The 21,383-nt window shown below is 40.7% G+C and carries 10 protein-coding genes and 1 CRISPR repeat array; of the genes, 7 read left to right on the forward strand and 3 right to left on the reverse strand.

Annotated elements, in window-relative coordinates:
• Positions 1 to 62: 62 nt before the first annotated feature.
• The 3 genes from PIECOFPK_RS13400 (at position 63) to PIECOFPK_RS13410 (ending at position 6,440) form a co-directional block, all read left to right on the forward strand.
• The gene (locus PIECOFPK_RS13400) at positions 63 to 3,593 is read left to right on the forward strand and encodes a DUF2723 domain-containing protein (RefSeq protein ID WP_409966119.1); all 3,531 of its coding nucleotides are present in this window, start codon (positions 63 to 65) and stop codon (positions 3,591 to 3,593) included.
• Between the two features lie 131 nt (positions 3,594 to 3,724).
• Positions 3,725 to 4,822 (forward strand): vWA domain-containing protein, encoded by a 1,098-nt coding sequence (locus tag PIECOFPK_RS13405; RefSeq protein WP_330973765.1) that lies wholly within the window; start codon positions 3,725 to 3,727, stop codon positions 4,820 to 4,822.
• Positions 4,823 to 4,895: 73 nt separating this feature from the next.
• Entirely contained in the window at positions 4,896 to 6,440 is a 1,545-nt protein-coding gene (locus PIECOFPK_RS13410; protein ID WP_409966120.1) for a magnesium chelatase, read from the forward strand.
• Positions 6,441 to 6,612: 172 nt separating this feature from the next.
• On the opposite strand, the gene PIECOFPK_RS13415 is transcribed toward PIECOFPK_RS13410, so the two are convergent.
• Positions 6,613 to 7,473, reverse strand: a complete 861-nt coding sequence (locus PIECOFPK_RS13415; protein ID WP_409966121.1) for a hypothetical protein — start codon at positions 7,471 to 7,473, stop codon at positions 6,613 to 6,615.
• A gap of 442 nt (positions 7,474 to 7,915) precedes the next feature.
• On the opposite strand from PIECOFPK_RS13415, the gene cas9 reads away from it, so the two are divergent.
• From cas9 to cas2, 3 genes are read left to right on the forward strand one after another with little or no spacing between them, the layout of a single operon-like run.
• Positions 7,916 to 12,334 carry a type II CRISPR RNA-guided endonuclease Cas9 gene (gene cas9 / locus PIECOFPK_RS13420; RefSeq protein WP_409966122.1) on the forward strand — a complete coding sequence of 1,473 codons (4,419 nt, stop codon included), beginning with the start codon at positions 7,916 to 7,918 and terminating at the stop codon, positions 12,332 to 12,334.
• A gap of 7 nt (positions 12,335 to 12,341) precedes the next feature.
• The gene (gene cas1 / locus PIECOFPK_RS13425) at positions 12,342 to 13,253 is read left to right on the forward strand and encodes a type II CRISPR-associated endonuclease Cas1 (RefSeq protein ID WP_330973761.1); all 912 of its coding nucleotides are present in this window, start codon (positions 12,342 to 12,344) and stop codon (positions 13,251 to 13,253) included.
• On the forward strand, positions 13,250 to 13,588 hold the full coding sequence (gene cas2, locus PIECOFPK_RS13430; protein WP_409966123.1) for a CRISPR-associated endonuclease Cas2: 339 nt from the start codon (positions 13,250 to 13,252) through the stop codon (positions 13,586 to 13,588). The genes cas1 and cas2 overlap by 4 nt, the downstream gene beginning before the upstream one ends.
• 106 nt (positions 13,589 to 13,694) lie before the next feature.
• Positions 13,695 to 16,324: direct repeats of the CRISPR family, unit length 46 nt; unit sequence GTTGTACAACATCAAAGTTATTACAGAATTGAAAGCAATTCACAAC.
• Positions 16,325 to 16,472: 148 nt separating this feature from the next.
• On the opposite strand, the gene PIECOFPK_RS13435 is transcribed toward cas2, so the two are convergent.
• The gene (locus PIECOFPK_RS13435; protein ID WP_330973759.1) at positions 16,473 to 16,643 is read right to left on the reverse strand and encodes a hypothetical protein; all 171 of its coding nucleotides are present in this window, start codon (positions 16,641 to 16,643) and stop codon (positions 16,473 to 16,475) included.
• A 654-nt stretch (positions 16,644 to 17,297) separates the two neighbouring features.
• On the reverse strand, positions 17,298 to 19,625 hold the full coding sequence (locus PIECOFPK_RS13440) for an alpha/beta fold hydrolase (RefSeq protein ID WP_409966124.1): 2,328 nt from the start codon (positions 19,623 to 19,625) through the stop codon (positions 17,298 to 17,300).
• A gap of 314 nt (positions 19,626 to 19,939) precedes the next feature.
• Here PIECOFPK_RS13440 and PIECOFPK_RS13445 point away from each other — a divergent pair, with 314 nt between their 5' ends.
• Entirely contained in the window at positions 19,940 to 21,292 is a 1,353-nt protein-coding gene (locus tag PIECOFPK_RS13445) for a flavin monoamine oxidase family protein (RefSeq protein ID WP_409966125.1), read from the forward strand.
• The last annotated feature ends 91 nt before the right edge of the window (positions 21,293 to 21,383 follow it).

Raw genomic sequence — 21,383 nt, forward strand, 5'->3', positions numbered from 1 at the left:
CCGAAACGTTTAAATGATAGGTTTATCCCTATTTTTGTGAGCATCAACAAATTTATTTGTCAATGAATTTCAGAAAAGTAAACAATATTACAGGTTGGATTGTATTTGTCATTGCTACATTAACGTATGTATTTACTCGTGAAGCTCGCGGATCATTATGGGACTGTGGCGAGTTCGTTGCTTGCGCCTTCAAATTAGGAATGCCTCACCCTCCGGGAGCCCCCATGTTTACTTTATTGGGACGCTTTTTTATTATCCTGTTCGGAGATAATGCAATGACTGCGGCCAATGCCGTAAACTTTATGAGTGCCCTTGCTAGTTCAGGCACCATTCTCTTTCTTTTCTGGACTATTACACACTTCGCCCGCAAAATGTATGTAAATGTAGGCGAAGAGCTCTCTCCTGCTCAGTTAATAACTGTGATGGGGGCGGGTGTAATCGGTGCATTGGCATACACATTTACAGATTCTTTTTGGTACAGTGCAGTAGAGGGCGAAGTATACGCTTTGTCTTCATTGTTTACAGCATTAGTATTTTGGCTGATATTAAAATGGGAACATGCAGACGAACGCGCTACCAATGAAATGGAACGCGCTAAAAGCGACCGCTGGATTATATTCCTCTTCTTTATGATGGGACTATCCATCGGCGTACACCTCCTAAACCTGCTTACCATTCCTGCTATTGTGATGATTTATTTTTACCGCCGATATAAAGCCACTAACCGCGGAGCATTGATTGCATTTCTAGTAGGTTGTGCCATCACCGGCATCGTACAAGTGGCGGTAATTCAATACAGCATGAAAGCAGCAGGATTATTCGATGTATTCTTTGTAAACAAATTCGGACTACCGTTCTTCTCGGGCTTTGCCATTTATTTTGTGGTACTTGCTGCACTCATTGTGTGGGGATTGCGCTTTAAGAATAATGTTTCAAAAACCTCTTTGTTAATTTGGGCCGCACTATTCTTCACCATGGCCTTTTTGCCATTTGCATTCTCCTCAACAGGAGCTGCTTTTAAAATCATTTTATTACTAGCGATTGGTGGCGTATTGGGTTATTTTATCAAGCCGGCTACACTAGGTATTCTTAAACTTTTATTGTGGTGTTATGCGTTCATGATGTTGGGGTACTCCATGTACTTCACTTCCATGATCCGCAGTAATGCCGACCCGGCCATTGACATGAATAATGTGGATAACCCCATCAATCTAGTGTATTACCTGTCTCGCGAACAATACGGTAGCGCCCCATTGATTTATGGCCCGCACTATGCTGCAGAAGTAGAACGTGATGCGGTGGGATACCCCGTTATAAAATACAAGGAAATGCAATACTCCAAAGGGAAAGACAAATACATTCCTATTGGACGTAGACGCGAATATGTATATCAGAAAAGCGATATGCAGCTATTCCCCAGAGTTTGGGATCCCAGCAATGCTCAGGGACATGCTCAGTTTTATGCCGACTGGCTTAACTTAGACCAGCAACGCGATGAACAGACCGGTCAGATTCATTATGGAGCACCCAGCTATGCCGACAATATCAACTGGTTCCTCTCCTATCAGACCGATTTTCTCTTCATGCGTTACTTCATGTGGAATTTTGCAGGACGTCAGAACGACTTGCAGGGATTCGGCAATAAGCGGGATGGCAACTGGATATCTGGTATCAGCCTGATTGATAGCCCGCGCTTGGGCGATCAAAGCAAACTGCCAGACAGCCTTAAAAATAATAAAGGACATAATAAGCTCTATATGCTGCCCTTTGTGTTAGGCATTTTGGGCTTTGTATATCAATTGCTGAAAAACCGCAGGGACTTTATCGTAACGCTGATCTTCTTCTTCTTTATGGGAGAGGCGCTAGTGATCTACCTGAATGCACCGGGTAATATGCCTAGAGAGCGAGATTATGTGTTCGTTGGAGCCTGCTATGTATTCGCCATCTGGATCGGCCTTTCCGTATTAGCATTTGTAAGAATGGCGGTAGAAAAGCTTGAAAAAGATTTATTCAAGAAAATATTAACATACGGGGCTACCCTGGCCTTCTTGGTAACACTTATCAGCAGCCTCACCGCTACCTTCAAAGGTACCATCACAGCTTCCATATTCGCAGCTTTGTGGTTTGTACTGGTAGTAATAGCGATAACGCTAATCGTACGAGCCTTATCGGCTAAAGGCACCAATTTAAAAACAGCCGGCATTGTGGCTTCCGTAATCTGCCTTTTCGTACCTGCGCTTATGGCACAACAAGAATGGGATGATCACGATCGTAGCCAAAAAACGCTGGCTCCCGACCTAGCTAAAGACTATCTGGAGAGCTGCGCACCCAATGCCATCCTATTCACCTTTGGAGATAACGATACCTATCCTCTATGGTACGCTCAGGAAGTAGAAGGTATCAGAAAAGATATTCGCATCATCAATACCAGCCTTTTAGGTATTGACTGGTATATCAACCAATTGAGATATAAGATTAATGATGCCGATAGTGTAGATGTGATCTGGTCTCCCGAACAAATACAGGGACATAACAGAGAATATATCCGTATCGGTAATCAGGGAGGCGATAAGCTCGATCCTAACGCCTATTATCCATTATACGACGTGATGAAGGATTATCTAGGACAAAGCGTAACGGATGAAGATGGAAACGATGTAGGCCCCGGCATCATGCCTTTCAGAAAATTCTTTGTTCCTGTAGACAAAGAAGTGGTACGTAAGAATGGTACTGCGAATCCTACAGACAGCATCGCTGATCAGATTCAGTTCGATATACCAGCCTCGGCATTAACTCGTAACGATCTGATCATGCTGAACATCATTGCCACTAACAAATGGCAGCGCCCCATCTACTTCACTGCGGCCTATGGCGATTTAGGCTTCGGCCACTATTTGCGCAAGGATGGGCTAACTTACAGACTCGTACCATTCCCTGTAAAGACACCCCAGCAGAACTGGGTAACCGATCAGGCAATGCGCTCCATGAGGGCGGGAGGTACCTCAGTAAGAGATAACAATCTGGAAGTCATCTTCAACAACCTCCACAAAAAATTTGAATTTGGTGGCGCTAATAAAAAAGGTGTGTATTTTGATGAAGTGAACAGACAGTACCTGCTGAACATCAGAGCCATCTTTGCAGAAGCCGCCGGTAATCTGGCCGATGCGGGCAGAAAAGAAGAGGCTATAAAACTTCTGGAAAAAGAAGCCCAGAATATACTGCCGGAAAATCTGCCTTATGGTATGACCAGCCGTTACAGCATGCACAATCAAACCGGCATCTTACTGGTAGAAGCACATTACAAAGCCGGTATGTTTGATCGTGCTAGACAGATTGCCGAAGCAGTAAGAAAAGATATAGTGGATCAAAGAGCTTACTACGAGTATTTGAAAAATAATAAGCCCGAGTACTACTCAGGCTTAGAGTACACCGAAGTCATCCTCAACGAAATCATGGATGAAGTACTCAAACAGGTGGAGCAAACCTACGATCCCACAAAAAAAGCGGCACAGCAGATTCCGGAAATCAATCCGCAGGAAGCCCAACAGGCCGCCGACAGTGCTCAAAAAGCGACTCAGGAGGCTACAAAGTAGCATCTTGCCGAGAAAATTATATTTGTCAAAAGCTGCCTTTACGGGCAGCTTTTTTATTGGTTTTCAAAAAGCTTGGCAATAGTTTCCACAATGGCAAACATCTCATTTGATAATGTGTTATATTTATAGATATGCGAGGCTTTCATTTTTCAAAATTTGATCCTAACCTGCAGGGAAAATCTCCATTTGATAAACTTTTGGATGTATTCCTGCAACTCCTTACATATACCAGCGGAGATGTGGCCGAAGCACTACAGTGGCTAAACCATCTGGATAAAGAGTATCAACTTACAGATGATGAGTACGGTATCGGCGATTTTATTGAAGACCTGAAAGAGAAAGGTTACATTACCGAAGATCCGCAAAGAGGCGAAATCAGAATCACTCCTAAAACCGAGCAAGGCATCCGTAAAAAAAGCCTGGAAGAAATCTTCGGAAAACTGCGCAAAGGTTCCAAAGGTGATCACAGAACCTTTAAGCCGGGACAGGGCGATGAAATCAATCCCGAAACGCGCCCTTTTCAATTCGGCGACATGCTGGAACAAATTGATTTCACCGAGTCGATCCGAAACGCGCAAATCAATCACGGTATTGAAAGTTTTATGCTGCGCGAAGACGATCTCAGCATTCGCGAAACCGACTTCAAAACCCAGACCTCCACGGTGCTCATGATCGACATCTCCCACTCCATGATTCTATACGGAGAGGACCGCATCACTCCTGCCAAGAAAGTAGCCATGGCGCTGAGTGAACTGATTACGACCCGATATCCGAAGGACACACTGGACATTGTAGTGTTTGGCAATGACGCATGGCCGGTGGCCATCAAGGATCTTCCTTATCTGCAGGTGGGCCCCTACCATACCAATACGGTAGCCGGGCTGGAATTGGCCATGGATATCTTACGTAGAAGAAAAAATCCTAATAAACAAATCTTCATGATCACAGACGGAAAGCCCACCTGTCTGAAAATTGGCAACCGCTATTACAAAAATGCTTTTGGGCTGGATAGAAAAGTGGTCAACAGATGCCTCAATCTGGCTGCTCAATGCAAAAAAAATAAAATCACCATCACCACATTCATGATTGCTACCGATCCTTATCTACAGCGCTTTGTACATGAATTCACCGAAATGAATAACGGTAAAGCTTATTTTGCTTCTTTAGATAATCTGGGAAGTTTTATCTTTAAAGACTTTGAAAGAGGCAAGTCGAAAAATGTATTCTAAACTTAACAGCATTAAGACACCACTTTTCATTACAACAAAAACAATCATTTACTAAAACCGACGTTTACAATATATGAATGCAACTACCCTCGGAGAGCTGATTCAGTCAGGATATCAATCTAAATCCATAAAGGAAGAAATTCGTCAGAACCTTATACAAAAACTCAAAAGCGGCGAAACCACTTTTTCGGGCATCATCGGTTATGAAGATTCGGTAATTCCCGATGTGGAGCGCGCCCTGCTAAGCAAACACAATATCCTATTGTTGGGCTTGCGCGGACAAGCCAAAACCCGCATGGCACGCCAGATGACCGAACTATTGGATGAATACATTCCCATAGTAGCCGGCAGCGATATCAACGACGATCCTTTAAACCCCATCTCGAAGTATGCCCAAGACCTCATTGCCGAAAAAGGCAATGACACGCCTATTGAGTGGGTACACCGCAGTCAACGTTATGCCGAAAAACTGGCTACGCCTGACGTGAGTGTGGCAGATCTCATCGGCGATATCGATCCTATTAAAGCTGCTAACCTCAAACTCAGCTTTGCTGACGAACGAGTTTTGCATTATGGTATTATTCCGCGCAGCAATCGCGGCATCTTTGTCATTAACGAATTGCCCGATCTGCAAGCACGGATACAGGTAGCTTTATTTAATATCTTGGAGGAAGGCGATATTCAGATACGTGGTTTCAAATTAAGGCTGCCCCTGGATATTCTTTTTGTATTTACGGCCAACCCCGAGGATTATACCAACCGCGGCTCTATTGTTACGCCACTGAAAGACCGGATAGAAAGTCAGATCCTCACCCACTATCCCAAAACATTGGAGCACGCTCTGGAAATTACCGAACAGGAAGCCGATATCGCTGCCGATGTAGCGGAAAAAGTGGCGGTGAGCGATCTTATCAAGCGCCTGATAGAACAAGTGGCTTTTGAAGCCCGCAACAGCGAATTTGTGGACAAAAAAAGCGGGGTAAGCGCCAGATTGACTATTTCGGCAAGAGAAAACGCCGTAAGTGCAGCGGAAAGACGCGCATTGATCAATAACGAATCGAAAACCCAAGTGTGGATTGCCGACCTGATTGGCATTATTCCATCCATTACCGGAAAGGTAGAGCTGGTGTACGAAGGTGAGCAAGAAGGCCCCTATCAGGTAGCCATGAATTTATTGGAAAAAGCCATCCGCACGCAGTTTGTACAATACTTCCCCGATCCGGAGCAGCTAAAGAAAAGAAGAAATACCGGCAAACCTTCGGCACAACAGAAAGCCGATGAAAATCCTTATCGCGCCATCATCGGCTGGTTCGACAAAGGCAATCAATTGACAATCCCCTTCCATACTAAAGACGAGGAAAAATTACAATTGTTGTACGCCGTGGACGGACTACACGCCTTGGTGAAGCAATTTTTTCCGGGAGCCAACGACATGCAGACCGGCCTACTGATGGAGTTTGTATTGCACGGATTAGCGGCTTATTCTTCCATTAGTAAGAAAATTTTTGAAACACAAATTGAGTTTAAGGATCTCTTCGGCAGTATGCTCAATATCGGTAGCACTCATGATGACGACGATGAGGGACTAGGTTTTGATGATGATGAAGAAAGTATGTAAGTGTTTGTTTAGATGGCCATACACCTAAATACTTGCATTTCGAAACCTAATAAGAGTATCGAATTTACTTCGATTTACCAGAAATGTATTTTCAGTTTTTTAATTTTTGCGGGAGGTGAGTCAGGATGCTGAATCAGATAGCCCATCTGACACCGAAGGCCTGACTCATTTTTTATTTTAGTAATTCCAATTTAAGATTTCTTCTAAGCGTTACCGGCATTTCCACATCATATGTTTTCAAATCCGGTGAAGCGTTGTAGCGCATGCGAAGCTTTAATCGATTGTCCATCGATGCCTCCACGATCTGTCCGTTTTGATTGTCGATCTTGGACGTAATAATAAACTCCTCCACACCCCAGAATAAATTTACCTTATCGCCATTCCCCTTTCTAATCATCTGAAAGTTGTTGGGATAGTCGAAAATGGAGGTAGCGATGGTATCAATAAGTGGTTCTAAACAGGGTACAACAGGAGGACTAAACTTGGTTTCCACAATGGTATACTGCTTATCAGTACTTATCAAACGTTGGGTCACTTGAATGCAGTCCGTTCCGTAAAGGATGGTCATACTATCTGCGAAATTGCCTTTTCGAAGTTCGGGATTGATGAATTCCCGATTATTCTCGGACAAAGCCTGAGCCTTCAACGCAGGAGCTATAGCCACATAAAATGTGTTTAAATCGGTGATCTCTCCTACCATATCCGGTACCGAAAGCTTGGGCAGCAATACCCTCCCTTCAGGAGCTAGAGATACAGAATAGGGCTTTACAGATAAAGCGGCAGTGCTCAAGTTAAGGGTATCCTTGGAAGTAAAACTGGCCTTCTCCAACCATTTAATTGATTCTGCCCATATAGAGCCCTCTTTTACCACACGATGCTCCGAAATCGCCACCGAAGTGCCTGTATATTTATCATTGTTATAGGTGTCCGTTGTAAGCTTGTATCTGAAGATTTCGCCTTCTCGATACTGTCTAAATTTTACCACCTGAGAGAAAGAAAAAAACGGAATGAATAAGAGCCAAAGGAATCGCATATATTGAAAGTTCAATCAAACAAGATATCCAAATACAACGGTTAGCATCTGCACAAATGATATAACAGTGTTCCTCAATAATTGTTTTTTACAGGATATAGCATTTTTAGATACAATGCCATTGTTCATTTAGCAAATATGCTATTTTTTATTAAAACAAATAAACAGCATGGAGCCTATATATGTTACAAGATATTTGCATGCAATATCAAATATAAATGGGCAGGCATAAAAAATGCCCCCTGATTAATGGACAAGAGGCGACCCAAATGTTTTCACAACGGAATCATCCTTATTGTGAATTGCTTTCAATAGTAAAATTAATAATTTCTTTAGCTCCATCCAAATTACCCACTCCACTATCTACCCTATTTTTAATTAACACTCAACTTTTTATGAAAAATTTTTATATATTTATCCTATACACTAAAACTGCTGGCAGATGAAAAATATTCTCGGTTTAGACCTAGGTACCAACTCTATTGGGTGGGCTCATGTTATTGAAGGAGATTCTCCTGAAAACTCAAGCATTGTTCAAATTGGTGTGCGAGTGAACCCGCTTACTACCGACGAGCAAACGAACTTTGAAAAAGGAAAACCCATTACGACCAATGCAGACCGAACTTTAAAACGCGGCATGCGTCGTAATCTCGATAGATACCAATTGCGAAGAGAACATCTTATCGATGCTTTGAGGAAGGCTAATATCATCATCGCTGAAAGCAAATTGGCTGAAGACGGTAAAAATACAACGCACGAAACCTGGCGTCTCCGCGCAAAAGCCGTAACCGAAAAAATTGAAAAGGATGAATTGGCAAGGGTTTTATTGGCTATCAATAAAAAACGGGGATACAAAAGTTCTCGTAAAGCTAAAAATGAGGAAGAAGGGCACGCAATTGATGGTATGGCCATCGCCAAAAGGTTGTACGAAGAAAATCTGACACCAGGACAGTTGTCTTTTCAGTTGCTTTTAGAAGGCAAGAAGAAATTGCCCGAATTTTATCGTTCGGATTTGCAGGCAGAATTTGATAAGGTTTGGAATAAACAAAGAACATACTATCCGGACTTTCTAACAGAAGAATTATATATAGCCTTAAAAGGTCAGGGAAAAGAAAATACCAGAAAGCGAATTTTGGCTATAGCCAATGTCTATACAGCAGATATTAAAGATATGGAAGATGGTTTGAAAAATGAAAAAACCATCACACTATCAAACCGAGAAAAGAAAAAACTTCAAGCATACAAATGGAGAAATGATGCCCTTACTCAACAATTGTCCCAAGAACAAGTAGCTTTTGTGTTAACCGAAATCAATAATGACATCAATCAATCTAGCGGTTATTTGGGTGAAATCTCCGATAGAAGTAAGGAGCTTTTTTTCAATAAACTAACTGTAGGTCAATACCTATATAATCAGCTTTTGCAAAACAGACATATTCGCTTAAAGAACCAGGTGTTCTATCGCCAGGATTATATGGATGAGTTTGAGGCGATTTGGGAGGAACAGCGAAAACATCATCCGGAACTGACGGATGAACTGAAAGAAGAAATTAGAGACATTATTATTTTCTATCAGCGTAAATTAAAATCTCAAAAAGGGTTAATCAGTTTCTGCGAATTTGAAAGTAAAGAGGTTGTAATTAATGGTAAAAAGAGTACCATAGGTGCAAGAGTAGCCCCAAAATCATCGCCATTATTCCAAGAATTCAAGATTTGGCAGAACTTGAACAATGTTCTTGTTCGAAAAAAAGGAAGCAAGAAAAGGAAGGCTCAAGATACACTAACAAATTTCTCGGAAGATGCAGAAGTTTTGGAACTGAGTTTAGAAGCTAAAGAAACCCTGTTTGAAGAATTAAACATTAAAGGAAATCTTTCCTCTTCTCGAATTATTGAGATTTTGGGGTATAAACCTGCAGATTGGGAAGTCAATTATACACAATTAGAAGGAAACAGAACCAATCAGGCTTTATACAATGCTTATTTGAAAATCCTTGAAATCGAAGGATACAACGAAGACCTTTTAAAATTGTCCGACAAAGATGATATTAATGTGGCTGATCTAAAAACACCTGCAGGTGAGATAAAAGAAATGGTGAAATCCATTTTTGATGTATTGGGTATCGACACGGAAATATTGGAATTCAATGCTGAATTGGATGGCAAGGCCTTTGAGCTGCAGAAGTCATATCAACTGTGGCATTTATTGTATTCTGCCGAGGATGATGATAAAAAATACTCCGAGGAAGATATTTTGACCTATGGTCAGGAACATATCGGACTTAAGAAAAAACTATGCGAGAAATTCGGTTTTCAACCGGAGCATGCAAAGATTTTGGTGAATGTTAGTTTTCAGGATGATTACGGAAGCCTGAGTACCAAAGCTATGCGTAAGATATATCCATACATAAAAGAAAATAAATACAGCACGGCTTGTGCATATGTAGCTTCAGACTATAAAAAACTATCTCAAAAGGAAGGTGATTATTTTGATGTTTTATCAAGAAAATATCGTCATTCAAATTGGGAGACCAAAGAAGAAAATGAGCAACGCCTGTTAAAAGATAGATTGGATTTATTACCTAAGAACAGTCTGCGCAATCCTGTAGTAGAGAAGATTCTCAACCAAATGATCAATGTGGTCAATGCTCTATTGGATAAAAACAGAAAAACAGATCCAAATTTTAAATTCGATGAAATTCGAATCGAATTAGCACGTGAATTGAAAAAGAATGCTTCCGAACGTGCTGAGATGACTTCCCAGATCAATAAAGCTAAAGGCGAAAATGAGAAGATAGTAGAAGCGATAAGAAAAGATTTTGGCATTCTTAATCCTACCAGAAACGATATTGTAAAATATAAGCTTTATCAGGAATTGGCTTTTAATGGGTATAAGGATTTATACACCAATACCAAAATCGATTATCATAAGCTTTTCAGTAAAGAGTACGATGTTGACCATATCATCCCACAATCCAGATTGTTTGACGACAGTTTCTCCAATAAGGTATTGGTGCCCCGACAAGCTAATTTAGATAAAAGTAATAATACGGCCTTTGATTACATGAGTAGACAATCGAAAGAAGATTTCGAAACCTACCTGTCTGTTGTCGATAATTTGTACAAAGAAGGGAAAATCTCTAAAGCCAAGTATCAAAAGTTACTGAAAAAAGAATCAGAGATTGGCGATGGCTTTATCGAACGCGACTTGAGAGACAGCCAGTACATTGCCAAAAAAGCGAAAGAAATTCTAAGTCAAATAACCAGACATATTGTCACCACAAGTGGAAGCATTACAGACCGTTTGCGTGAAGATTGGGGATTGATTAATGTAATGAAAGAAATCAACTTGCCGAAATACCGTGCATTGGGATTGACTGAATTCCAAGAACGAAAAGACGGTAATAAGGTAGAAGTGATTAAAGATTGGACGAAGCGCAACGACCACCGCCATCACGCTATGGACGCTTTAACGGTAGCGTTTACCAAACGTCAGTACATCAGCTATCTCAACTACCTCAATGCTCGCTATAATGCGACACACAAAGAACACCAAAATATCAAAGGCATTGAAGAAAAATTCACTGAGTGGAAGTACGATGACCAAGGCAATAAAAAACGGGTATTTAAACTGCCTATCCCTAACTTCCGTCAGCAGGCCAAAGAGCATTTAGAGAGTGTATTGGTTTCCCACAAAGCCAAGAACAAAGTTGTTACCCGTAACAAAAATATCACCAAATCCAAGAAAGGGGAATTGGTAAAAATCGAACTAACGCCTCGGGGACAATTGCACAAAGAAACTATTTACGGGAAATATCATTATTACGAGAGCAAAGAGGTAAAAATCGATGGCAAGTTCGATGAAGCAACGATTGCGATGGTAGCTCATCCTTTGTATAAAAAATTGTTGTTAGAACGATTACAAGCCAATGATAATGACCCGAAAAAAGCGTTTACAGGTAAAAACGCATTGAGCAAGAATCCAATTTACTTGGATGAAGCCCGAACAGAAACGATGCCTGAAAAAGTGAAATTAACTTGGTTAGAATCGGATTATGCGATAAGAAAAGACATTACTCCTGAAAACTTCAAAGATGAAAAATCGCTTGAGAAGATTATTGACCATGGGGTAAGGGAAATCTTGAGACAAAGATTAAAAGAGTATGGAGATGCTAAAAAGGCATTTTCAGATTTAGATAAAAATCCTATTTACCATAAGAATGGCCAAGTCATTAAGCGCGTTCGAATTTCCGGGGTCAAAAATGCCGAACCGTTACATTTTAAGAGAGACCATTTGGGCAATTATCTTTTAGATGAACGAGGCGAACGTATTCCAGTGGATTTTGTGAGTACGGGAAATAACCATCATGTAGCTATTTACAGAGATGCAAAGGGTAATTTGCAAGAAAGAGTTGTATCCTTTATGGAAGCCGTTTTAAGAAAAAATTACGGTTTGCCGTTGATTTTTAAAAATCCAATTGAGGATATTGATTTGGTTTTAAACAAAGGAATAAAAGAGGAATTGATTTTAAGTAATCTTCCTGAAAAAGACTGGGAGTTCCTCTTTACCATGAAGCAAAACGAAATGTTTGTATTTCCCAATGATCAAACCGGATTTAACCCACAAGGAATTGACCTTTTAGATCCTCAAAACAAAAAGCTCATCAGCCCGAATTTGTTTAGAGTACAGAAGTTTGGTGTAAAAGATTATTGGTTTAGATACCATTTGGAAACTAAAATAAACGACGATATAAAGTTAAATGAGTGGAGTTATAAAAGAAGAAGAAATCCACAATCCATTAGTAATGTAATAAAAGTTAGAATAAATCATTTGGGAGATATCGTTCAAGTAGGAGAATATTAATGAATATATGCTTAAACGAACTTTGTATTTTGGCAGCCCGGCTTATTTAAAAACACAAAATAAGCAGTTGGTTATTGAATTGCCGGAAACAGGTGAAATTAAAACGGCTGCCATAGAAGATATCGGTGTGGTGATTTTGGATCATCAGCAAATCACCATCACCCAGGCATTACTCGCTCGATTACTGGATAATAACACGGCAGTCATTATCTGTAACGATATTCACCACCCCACCGGTTTATTTCTGAACTTGGACGGTCACACCCTACAAAGTCAGCGCTTTCAATATCAAATTGAAGCGTCCTTACCCCTTAAAAAACAGCTCTGGCAACAAACTGTTATTGCCAAAATCACCAATCAAGCGTTTCTCCTACAGCAATATCGCATTCCTAATAAAGTCTTATTGCAATTGGCTTCAAATGTAAAAAGTGGCGACAGCGATAATTGTGAAGCTCAGGCATCGGCCTATTACTGGAAACATGTTTTTCCATTATTCCCTAAATTTAGACGCCACCGAGAAGGTCCTCCACCCAATAATTTGCTCAATTATGGTTATGCTATCCTACGGGCAGTGGTAGCACGCAGTTTGGTGGGGTCGGGATTACTACCTACGCTGGGTATACACCATCGCAACCAGTACAATGCTTATTGCTTAGCTGATGATATCATGGAGCCCTACCGACCTTATGTGGACAAGGTGGTCTATAACATCATTAGAACACACGGCAATTTTCTAGAACTCACCCCCTCCATGAAACAACAATTGCTCAGCATTCCTGCCATAGACGTCATAATCGATTACGAGAAAAGCCCGCTATTGAATGCTGTACAACGTACCACAGCCAGCTTAGCCCGGTGTTTCGAAGGCAAAAGTAGAAAACTGCTCTATCCGATAATGCCAACGACCTTAACGCCATGAATTTCGAACGCCTAAACGCCTACCGCATCATGTGGGTATTAGTCATGTTTGATCTGCCGACCGAAAGTAAAGCAGACAGAAAACGCTATGCAAAATTCAGAAAAGAAATTTTAGAGAATGGATTCTCGATGTTTCAATTCAGTATGTATATCCGTCATTGCATGAGCCGGGAAAATGCGGAAGTGCATATTCAAAGAGTAAAGAAGATACTACCTCCCAAAGGTCATATCGGAATCATGTGTATTACAGATAAACAGTTTGGTCAGATACAAATATTTCACGGTAAGAAAGAGGTTGAAGCACCGGTAGGCCCTCAGCAATTGGAAATGTTTTAAACCAGAAAATAGGCTACAATAGCAATAAAAAAACGGGAAAAATCCCGCTTTTTTCATTCTAGAAATACGCCTAAGAGTCTGATTTTCTAACCCTTAAACGAATTCTGTTGTACAACATCAAAGTTATTACAGAATTGAAAGCAATTCACAACCATAGAAGACAAAACGTCTACGACTACTATGTTGTACAACATCAAAGTTATTACAGAATTGAAAGCAATTCACAACTTTATAATACTTTCTACAACGTTCAACACGGTTGTACAACATCAAAGTTATTACAGAATTGAAAGCAATTCACAACTTCGTTTAATGTATCATTTGAGAGAAAATGTTGTACAACATCAAAGTTATTACAGAATTGAAAGCAATTCACAACACCAGCCAGAAACGCGTGTTCTCACTTAAAGTTGTACAACATCAAAGTTATTACAGAATTGAAAGCAATTCACAACTGCCAATCCTTACTTATCGGATAGCAATCGGTTGTACAACATCAAAGTTATTACAGAATTGAAAGCAATTCACAACCTACAGAGTTAAGAAAATTAATTGGTGAAGGTTGTACAACATCAAAGTTATTACAGAATTGAAAGCAATTCACAACGAATGAAAAGATGTACGCTTTACAGCGAGAGTTGTACAACATCAAAGTTATTACAGAATTGAAAGCAATTCACAACTTCCAGAACTCCCACCATTTAGGAGTGCTTGTTGTACAACATCAAAGTTATTACAGAATTGAAAGCAATTCACAACAATCCGAACCTTGTCTACGGAGACAGTGCTGTTGTACAACATCAAAGTTATTACAGAATTGAAAGCAATTCACAACTCCTTCCACGCCTTCCAGTTTGCGTATTGAGTTGTACAACATCAAAGTTATTACAGAATTGAAAGCAATTCACAACCAATGTTTGCGATAGACTCAAAGATGCCTGGTTGTACAACATCAAAGTTATTACAGAATTGAAAGCAATTCACAACTAAATTTGCCCATTCGGTTGAACCCGATTGGTTGTACAACATCAAAGTTATTACAGAATTGAAAGCAATTCACAACTTCCCTGTTAGTTTCATATACTCATTTACTGTTGTACAACATCAAAGTTATTACAGAATTGAAAGCAATTCACAACTCCCTGTCGATGCACAGCTATGGGTGCGCCGTTGTACAACATCAAAGTTATTACAGAATTGAAAGCAATTCACAACTCCCTGTCGATGCACAGCTATGGGTGCGCCGTTGTACAACATCAAAGTTATTACAGAATTGAAAGCAATTCACAACAAGTTTCGAGAGAGTAAGACTACCGGGTACGTTGTACAACATCAAAGTTATTACAGAATTGAAAGCAATTCACAACGATTACCCAATTCAATAGAATATAATGCATGTTGTACAACATCAAAGTTATTACAGAATTGAAAGCAATTCACAACAATCCGAACCTTGTCTACGGAGACAGTGCTGTTGTACAACATCAAAGTTATTACAGAATTGAAAGCAATTCACAACTCCTTCCACGCCTTCCAGTTTGCGTATTGAGTTGTACAACATCAAAGTTATTACAGAATTGAAAGCAATTCACAACCAATGTTTGCGATAGACTCAAAGATGCCTGGTTGTACAACATCAAAGTTATTACAGAATTGAAAGCAATTCACAACTAAATTTGCCCATTCGGTTGAACCCGATTGGTTGTACAACATCAAAGTTATTACAGAATTGAAAGCAATTCACAACTTCCCTGTTAGTTTCATATACTCATTTACTGTTGTACAACATCAAAGTTATTACAGAATTGAAAGCAATTCACAACATAGTATTCTGCTTCCTTTTTTTCAAATTCGTTGTACAACATCAAAGTTATTACAGAATTGAAAGCAATTCACAACTTTGCCTACCTTTAGTTTAAACGCCTCATAGTTGTACAACATCAAAGTTATTACAGAATTGAAAGCAATTCACAACGCAAACATTACTTTTTTACTTTTACGTTTCGTTGTACAACATCAAAGTTATTACAGAATTGAAAGCAATTCACAACATCGTCTCCGTTGTAACGATGTTCGTTAATGTTGTACAACATCAAAGTTATTACAGAATTGAAAGCAATTCACAACACCGAGCCGCGGAATGTTCTTGCTCGCAAGGTTGTACAACATCAAAGTTATTACAGAATTGAAAGCAATTCACAACTACCGAGGCATATTCACATATAATGGGGCGGTTGTACAACATCAAAGTTATTACAGAATTGAAAGCAATTCACAACAGGCTGGAACAAGACTAATAACGCCGTTAAAGTTGTACAACATCAAAGTTATTACAGAATTGAAAGCAATTCACAACTAGGGGGACCTCTCTATTTAGAAGCAAAACGTTGTACAACATCAAAGTTATTACAGAATTGAAAGCAATTCACAACCCCGAGGAGCGCATTCAGAACCTGCTAAACGTTGTACAACATCAAAGTTATTACAGAATTGAAAGCAATTCACAACAGATGCAGGCGTATCAATCGAAATACCCGAGTTGTACAACATCAAAGTTATTACAGAATTGAAAGCAATTCACAACATAACTAAATATTATGGCAGAAAAATTTCTGTTGTACAACATCAAAGTTATTACAGAATTGAAAGCAATTCACAACGCAGTAAACTGTCTTCCAAAGTGCCAGAAAGTTGTACAACATCAAAGTTATTACAGAATTGAAAGCAATTCACAACGATCTTCAAGAAAATGACAAGATGGGTAGATACAATATGAATGATTTATCCAATAACCCCTTATGGCTGAAAATTATTTTCAGCTACTAACTGGTATGGGAATATTGATTTACGAACCCCGGCGGAAAGGGCTATTTTTGAAGGTTATTTAAGCAGAAGCTGATAAAACTCGATTAATATTATCGTTGTATTGTTCTTCAGTTAGGTCGTACGCTTTTAAAGCGTTTTCAAACTTCTCCCCACGACTTACGGCGCCGTAAACTGCCATCACTCGTAGATCCAAATTATTGATTTCATGACCGAGTAATTCACTATGCATTTCTGTAGTTAATTCTTCCATTTATTATTACTTTTTTTGTTCTTTTCTGATTAGTTCATGGTTGTAACATGAAGTACTGGTTTGTATATACAGAACCTATAGCAATACCATACTGTGGCTCTAGCCTTACACCTATCAAATCGCCGTGGTAGTTTTTTATTGCGGAACATCCCGAAATGATACAACATTCTGCCTGAATATGGCTTGGTTAAAGTTACAGAACAAATTACACCCATAAGCGATGTTTCTATAACAATACGCAATACTGTAAACAATAGTAATAGTACAAGTTGTTATCTCTGAAAAATATAAATAATTAATTTTCAAACAATATATTATGCTCTCTATAAAATCTGCCAATATATGTAGAAGCTGAGCTTGTATAATATTTATTTTGCGTTCGTTTGAACCTTTAAACAAACCATCATATTACGGTATTTTGTAAGTAAATTGTAAAACATCATAATTATTACATTTACAACCGCACCCCTCCCCAAAATTACCATAACCTATCACAACTAAAAACCTTATAGAATACATAAAGCCCAAACAACAGCCCTAGTGAATGCCTAGGCGTGTTTGTTGCTTTGACTTTTATTTTGAAAGTTGTACGTTACAATACCCATTACCAGAGGATCAAAAAATATATTCGATTTACGGCTGCGGTAACCAATCTAATAACTGTTGCTGCATCTCCGCCGAAAAACGATTATAATCGTTTACGTACACGTGAGTGAGCATATTAGAAGCACCATAGAGGCGATACACTTTTCCCACTTCTTCCAAAGCCGAACGTACAGCCGCGACCGGGTGATTACGATCCAGCTCCGGCGCAATAATCCATACAGGCCGCGGCGCTATGGATGCAATAATTTCAGGATAATCTACCGGTATGTGACGCTCATGCCCTACAAAAAAGCCCAACTTAGGAATTAAACCGTGTAAATGCGAGTACACCTGCAGGCCCTCAGCATCGAGCGATACCTCACGCCAGGGAGCAAATCCGGCTACCGAAAACACGCCTGCCACGCGCGTATCCAGTGCAGCACTCATCAGTCCTACTTTGGCACCCAAGGAGTAGCCCATCAGATAAATGCGCTTACCATCGATAAACTCTAGGTTCTCCAGCGCATCCACTGCCGACCGTACGTCCGCTAGCAGTTTACCCATCTTGGACCAATTAGGATAACGATCATAAAATCTGATTCCTTCTTCCAAACGAGTTCCAAAACCGGCCATATCAAAAGCAAATACCGCGTATCCCTTCGCCGTCAACTTTTCAAAAAACCATTGAATCTTATGTTGCCATCCCATCGCACCAAAGCCTTTCGAATAATCAAACTCGTGCAGATATACTACCACCGGCAAGTCCTTCCGTATCGGGTTACCCTTCTCATCGGCCGGATAATACACATAACCATACAAATTATCGCCGAATCCAAAGTACGGATTGATGGGCATGATCTTCATCTTTGACGTGGCTGTGGGTCGCGTAATAAAGGAGCCGAAAACGTAATCTTCTCCCCTTCCCTTCTTTTCCATAGTCATTGGTCCGGGATTCTTCACCCCCGGAGGCTCGGTACCCAGCAACCAGCGCAACTGCGACAATACATGAGGCTTTGTCTGCTCCCAAGCCGTTAAAGAGCTGGCCTGTATACGACCGTCCCGCACCGCATACCGTGTCGGATCGACGGCCTCACCCGACTGTTGCTTCCAATTCTCAAACTTATAGGTGTTGAAAAATTTATAAACGGGTTTATAACTGCTTCTACCAAAAACATAGTCGAAGAAATCGATATAGTCCTCCAGATCTTGTGCATTTACACCGTGCTTGCTATGCCTTACCCGCATGGTGAAATTTTCCGGCTTGCCTAGAAATTGAAACACCGGCAAGGTAGTGTGATAAGCCTGCTCCATCCCCCACACGTTGGAGGCGTGCTCGTTTTGAGCGGTGCTAAGCATGAGCCCTCTGGGAGCTACCAAAGCCATAAAGGAATTTTGGTCGATAGGCAACTTGTGCTCACGCCCAACGAAAAAACGCAAGCGCGGATGAAACCATGTGGGTTGTGATGTAGTTAGCAATGCTAGGTCTTCCACATCATAGTAATACGAACAATAGCGCCAAGGCAGTTCACCACCTGTACCGGCACTGCTAGTAATCACCGCTTTGATACGCTCGTCAAAAGCCGCCGTCATTAACGATAGCTTGCCGTTTCGCGAATGGCCTGTCAGTGCGATTTTTTCCTTATCTACAAAAGGCAATTGATATAAGTAATCCACTACACGCGAAGTGCCATACAAGCGACGACCCAAGCGCGAAAAATCATATTGGGGCCACCAAATTTGAGTATAGGCTTCGGTATCGTCTTTAATATCGGCAGCAGCATACACACATCCGATATAACCTCGCCTTAAGGCGATCTGTGCCCACTCGCGGTGGTTCCATTGAGTCATAAAAACAGGGAAGGGGCCTTGTCCCGGTGGAATCATTAGCTCGATAGTCATTTTAGCCTGATTGCCGGGCCCAAACGATAATTCCACAATGCGACGGATAACCTCACCTTCTTTTACCTCTTCCAAAATCTTCGACTCCATTTTTTCGGGAGCCGGTGGAATAGAGCCAATAATATAATACTCCAGATCCTTTCTCAGCTGCGCCTTCTTTTGTTGCCACTGCGCAAGGGTTTTTACTGGAGTGTTTTTGCGTCCTTCATCAAGAATCAACGGATGTGGTAGCGATACGATCGAAGGCATGGCATCAAAATCAGGAGGCAGTGCACCGGTCCTGTGCACCCAGTCGGCAAAGGTTTTATCAACCGGGCTCACCGTCCCATACGGTGTATGATCAGGCGGCAATACGCTGATAACCCAATCGCGGATACGTGCCAACTTTGTCGTATCCTCCATCAGTTTTGGGAAACCTCTTGCGAGTGTACTAACACCGATAGTCAACGAGAGACCTAAAATAGCTAGTCGTTTCATGAGCTAAAACTTATTTTGATTTATAAGGCGGATGAACAGCATTAAATTTACTGATTTGAAATCAGTTACCCAAGCAGCGGACCCAAATATTACAAGCTTTTACAACGTTTGAAAACATTAGAATGCAAGAGATCTTACTAGTAAATTGTTTAACCCTTCTTGATGAGTGAGGCTTCTATAACTTTCATTTTACAATCATCAATTACACCGAAGAAAAATTCAAGATAGATAGCACCGGGAAAAATCCCATTGATACTACTGTGACAAAAGCTTAATTTTAAGAAAGTATTTTTACCAAACTATCCAAATGATATATGCCCACTAGACGCGAATTCCTAAAAACCTCGGCGCTAATGGCCGCCGGTAGTCTTATTACTCCATCATTTATTTTGAAATCAAAACCCAAAGTAGTGGTGATAGGAGCAGGCTTTGCCGGACTTGCTGCTGCTTCTTGGTTAACCCGAAAAGGTATCCATGTTACCGTACTGGAAGCTCATAATCGTTATGGTGGGCGCGTGTTTTCTCATAAACTGAATCCCGAAAAACAACATATTGTGGAATTAGGTGCTGAATGGATAGGTGCCTCGCATGAGCGAATTATTGAGTTATGCCAATACTACAAATTAGAACTGCTCGATAATCGGTTTGATACGCATTTGATTTATGAAGGGAAATATTATCCGAAGAATACCTGGAATTATTCTGAAAACTGGCAACAAACCTGGGAAAGATTGTTGGAAGCCTATCCTCACATGTCGGAGGATGAAAAAATCAGATTGGATAAAATGGACTGGTGGAGATATTTGGTCAACAACGGTATGGATGGAAGGGATTTAGAAATTAGAGAGTTGTTGGATAGTACCGATTTCGGCGAAAGCATTCGTCATGTTTCGGCATTTGCTGCGCTATCTGAATACGCAGAAAGCAGCGAAAAGAACGAAATGGACTTTAAAATCAAGGGAGGAAACATTCGCCTGGCTGATGCCATGATAAAGGAAATTGGCAGCGAACGCGTGTTACTCAAGGAGCCGGTGGTAAAAGTAGATCAAACCGGCAACACCGTAAAGGTTTATACCGCCAACGGACTGATATTGGAAGCCGATAAGGTCATTTGTGCCTTACCCACCTTTGCCATAAGCAAGATAGAATGGCTGCCTGCCTTGCCTCAGGACAAAAGCGATGCTATCAATGCCCTACAGTACGCAAGAATAAATAAACACGTGCTATATTATAATCATCGGTTCTGGAACGACGAAAGTTTCGACATGGTTACCGATGGACCGGCGCATTATTTTTACCACGCCACCAAAAATCAAGAAGGACCAGAAGGCGCATTAATCTCATACACCATCGGGGATAAGGCCGCTTTCATCGCCCGGCAAGATGATCAATTCCGAAGCCGTATGATCGATGCAGCACTACAGCCTGCTTTCGGCAAAACCCGCAATTACCTGCTACAACAAGCCATGTATTTCTGGGGCGATGATAAATATTCACGTGGGGCATACGCTATTTATCGACCGGGACAGTGGTTTACAATTTTGCCCATACTGAAACGACCTTTCGAAAACGTATACTTTGCAGGAGAACATATTGCAGACTGGCAGGGATTTATGGAAGGTGCCATCAATACCGGTGAGGAAGCTGCAGAAGCAATAGCGAGCTAATGCATCAATAGATTATGTGTGAGCCACCATCAGCTCTCGGCTTGCTGCTCCTAATTTATTATTGCCCGAGCATTCTGTGAAATACCTCCAC

The sequence above is a fragment of the Chitinophagaceae bacterium C216 genome, from assembly GCA_028485475.2.
In the GTDB taxonomy this organism is placed as follows: Bacteria; Bacteroidota; Bacteroidia; order Chitinophagales; family Chitinophagaceae; genus Niabella; species Niabella composti.

What these genes read in the sequence shown, in the direction of transcription:
- PIECOFPK_RS13400 (WP_409966119.1), top strand. Translation starts at nt 63, where the DNA reads ATGAATTTCAGAAAAGTAAACAATATTACAGGTTGGATTGTATTTGTC.
- PIECOFPK_RS13410 (WP_409966120.1), top strand. Translation starts at nt 4,896, where the DNA reads ATGAATGCAACTACCCTCGGAGAGCTGATTCAGTCAGGATATCAATCT.
- PIECOFPK_RS13405 (WP_330973765.1), top strand. Translation starts at nt 3,725, where the DNA reads ATGCGAGGCTTTCATTTTTCAAAATTTGATCCTAACCTGCAGGGAAAA.
- PIECOFPK_RS13445 (WP_409966125.1), top strand. Translation starts at nt 19,940, where the DNA reads ATGCCCACTAGACGCGAATTCCTAAAAACCTCGGCGCTAATGGCCGCC.
- PIECOFPK_RS13415 (WP_409966121.1), bottom strand. Translation starts at nt 7,473, where the DNA reads ATGCGATTCCTTTGGCTCTTATTCATTCCGTTTTTTTCTTTCTCTCAG.
- PIECOFPK_RS13435 (WP_330973759.1), bottom strand. Translation starts at nt 16,643, where the DNA reads ATGCATAGTGAATTACTCGGTCATGAAATCAATAATTTGGATCTACGA.
- PIECOFPK_RS13440 (WP_409966124.1), bottom strand. Translation starts at nt 19,625, where the DNA reads ATGAAACGACTAGCTATTTTAGGTCTCTCGTTGACTATCGGTGTTAGT.
- cas9 (WP_409966122.1), top strand. Translation starts at nt 7,916, where the DNA reads ATGAAAAATATTCTCGGTTTAGACCTAGGTACCAACTCTATTGGGTGG.
- cas2 (WP_409966123.1), top strand. Translation starts at nt 13,250, where the DNA reads ATGAATTTCGAACGCCTAAACGCCTACCGCATCATGTGGGTATTAGTC.
- cas1 (WP_330973761.1), top strand. Translation starts at nt 12,342, where the DNA reads ATGCTTAAACGAACTTTGTATTTTGGCAGCCCGGCTTATTTAAAAACA.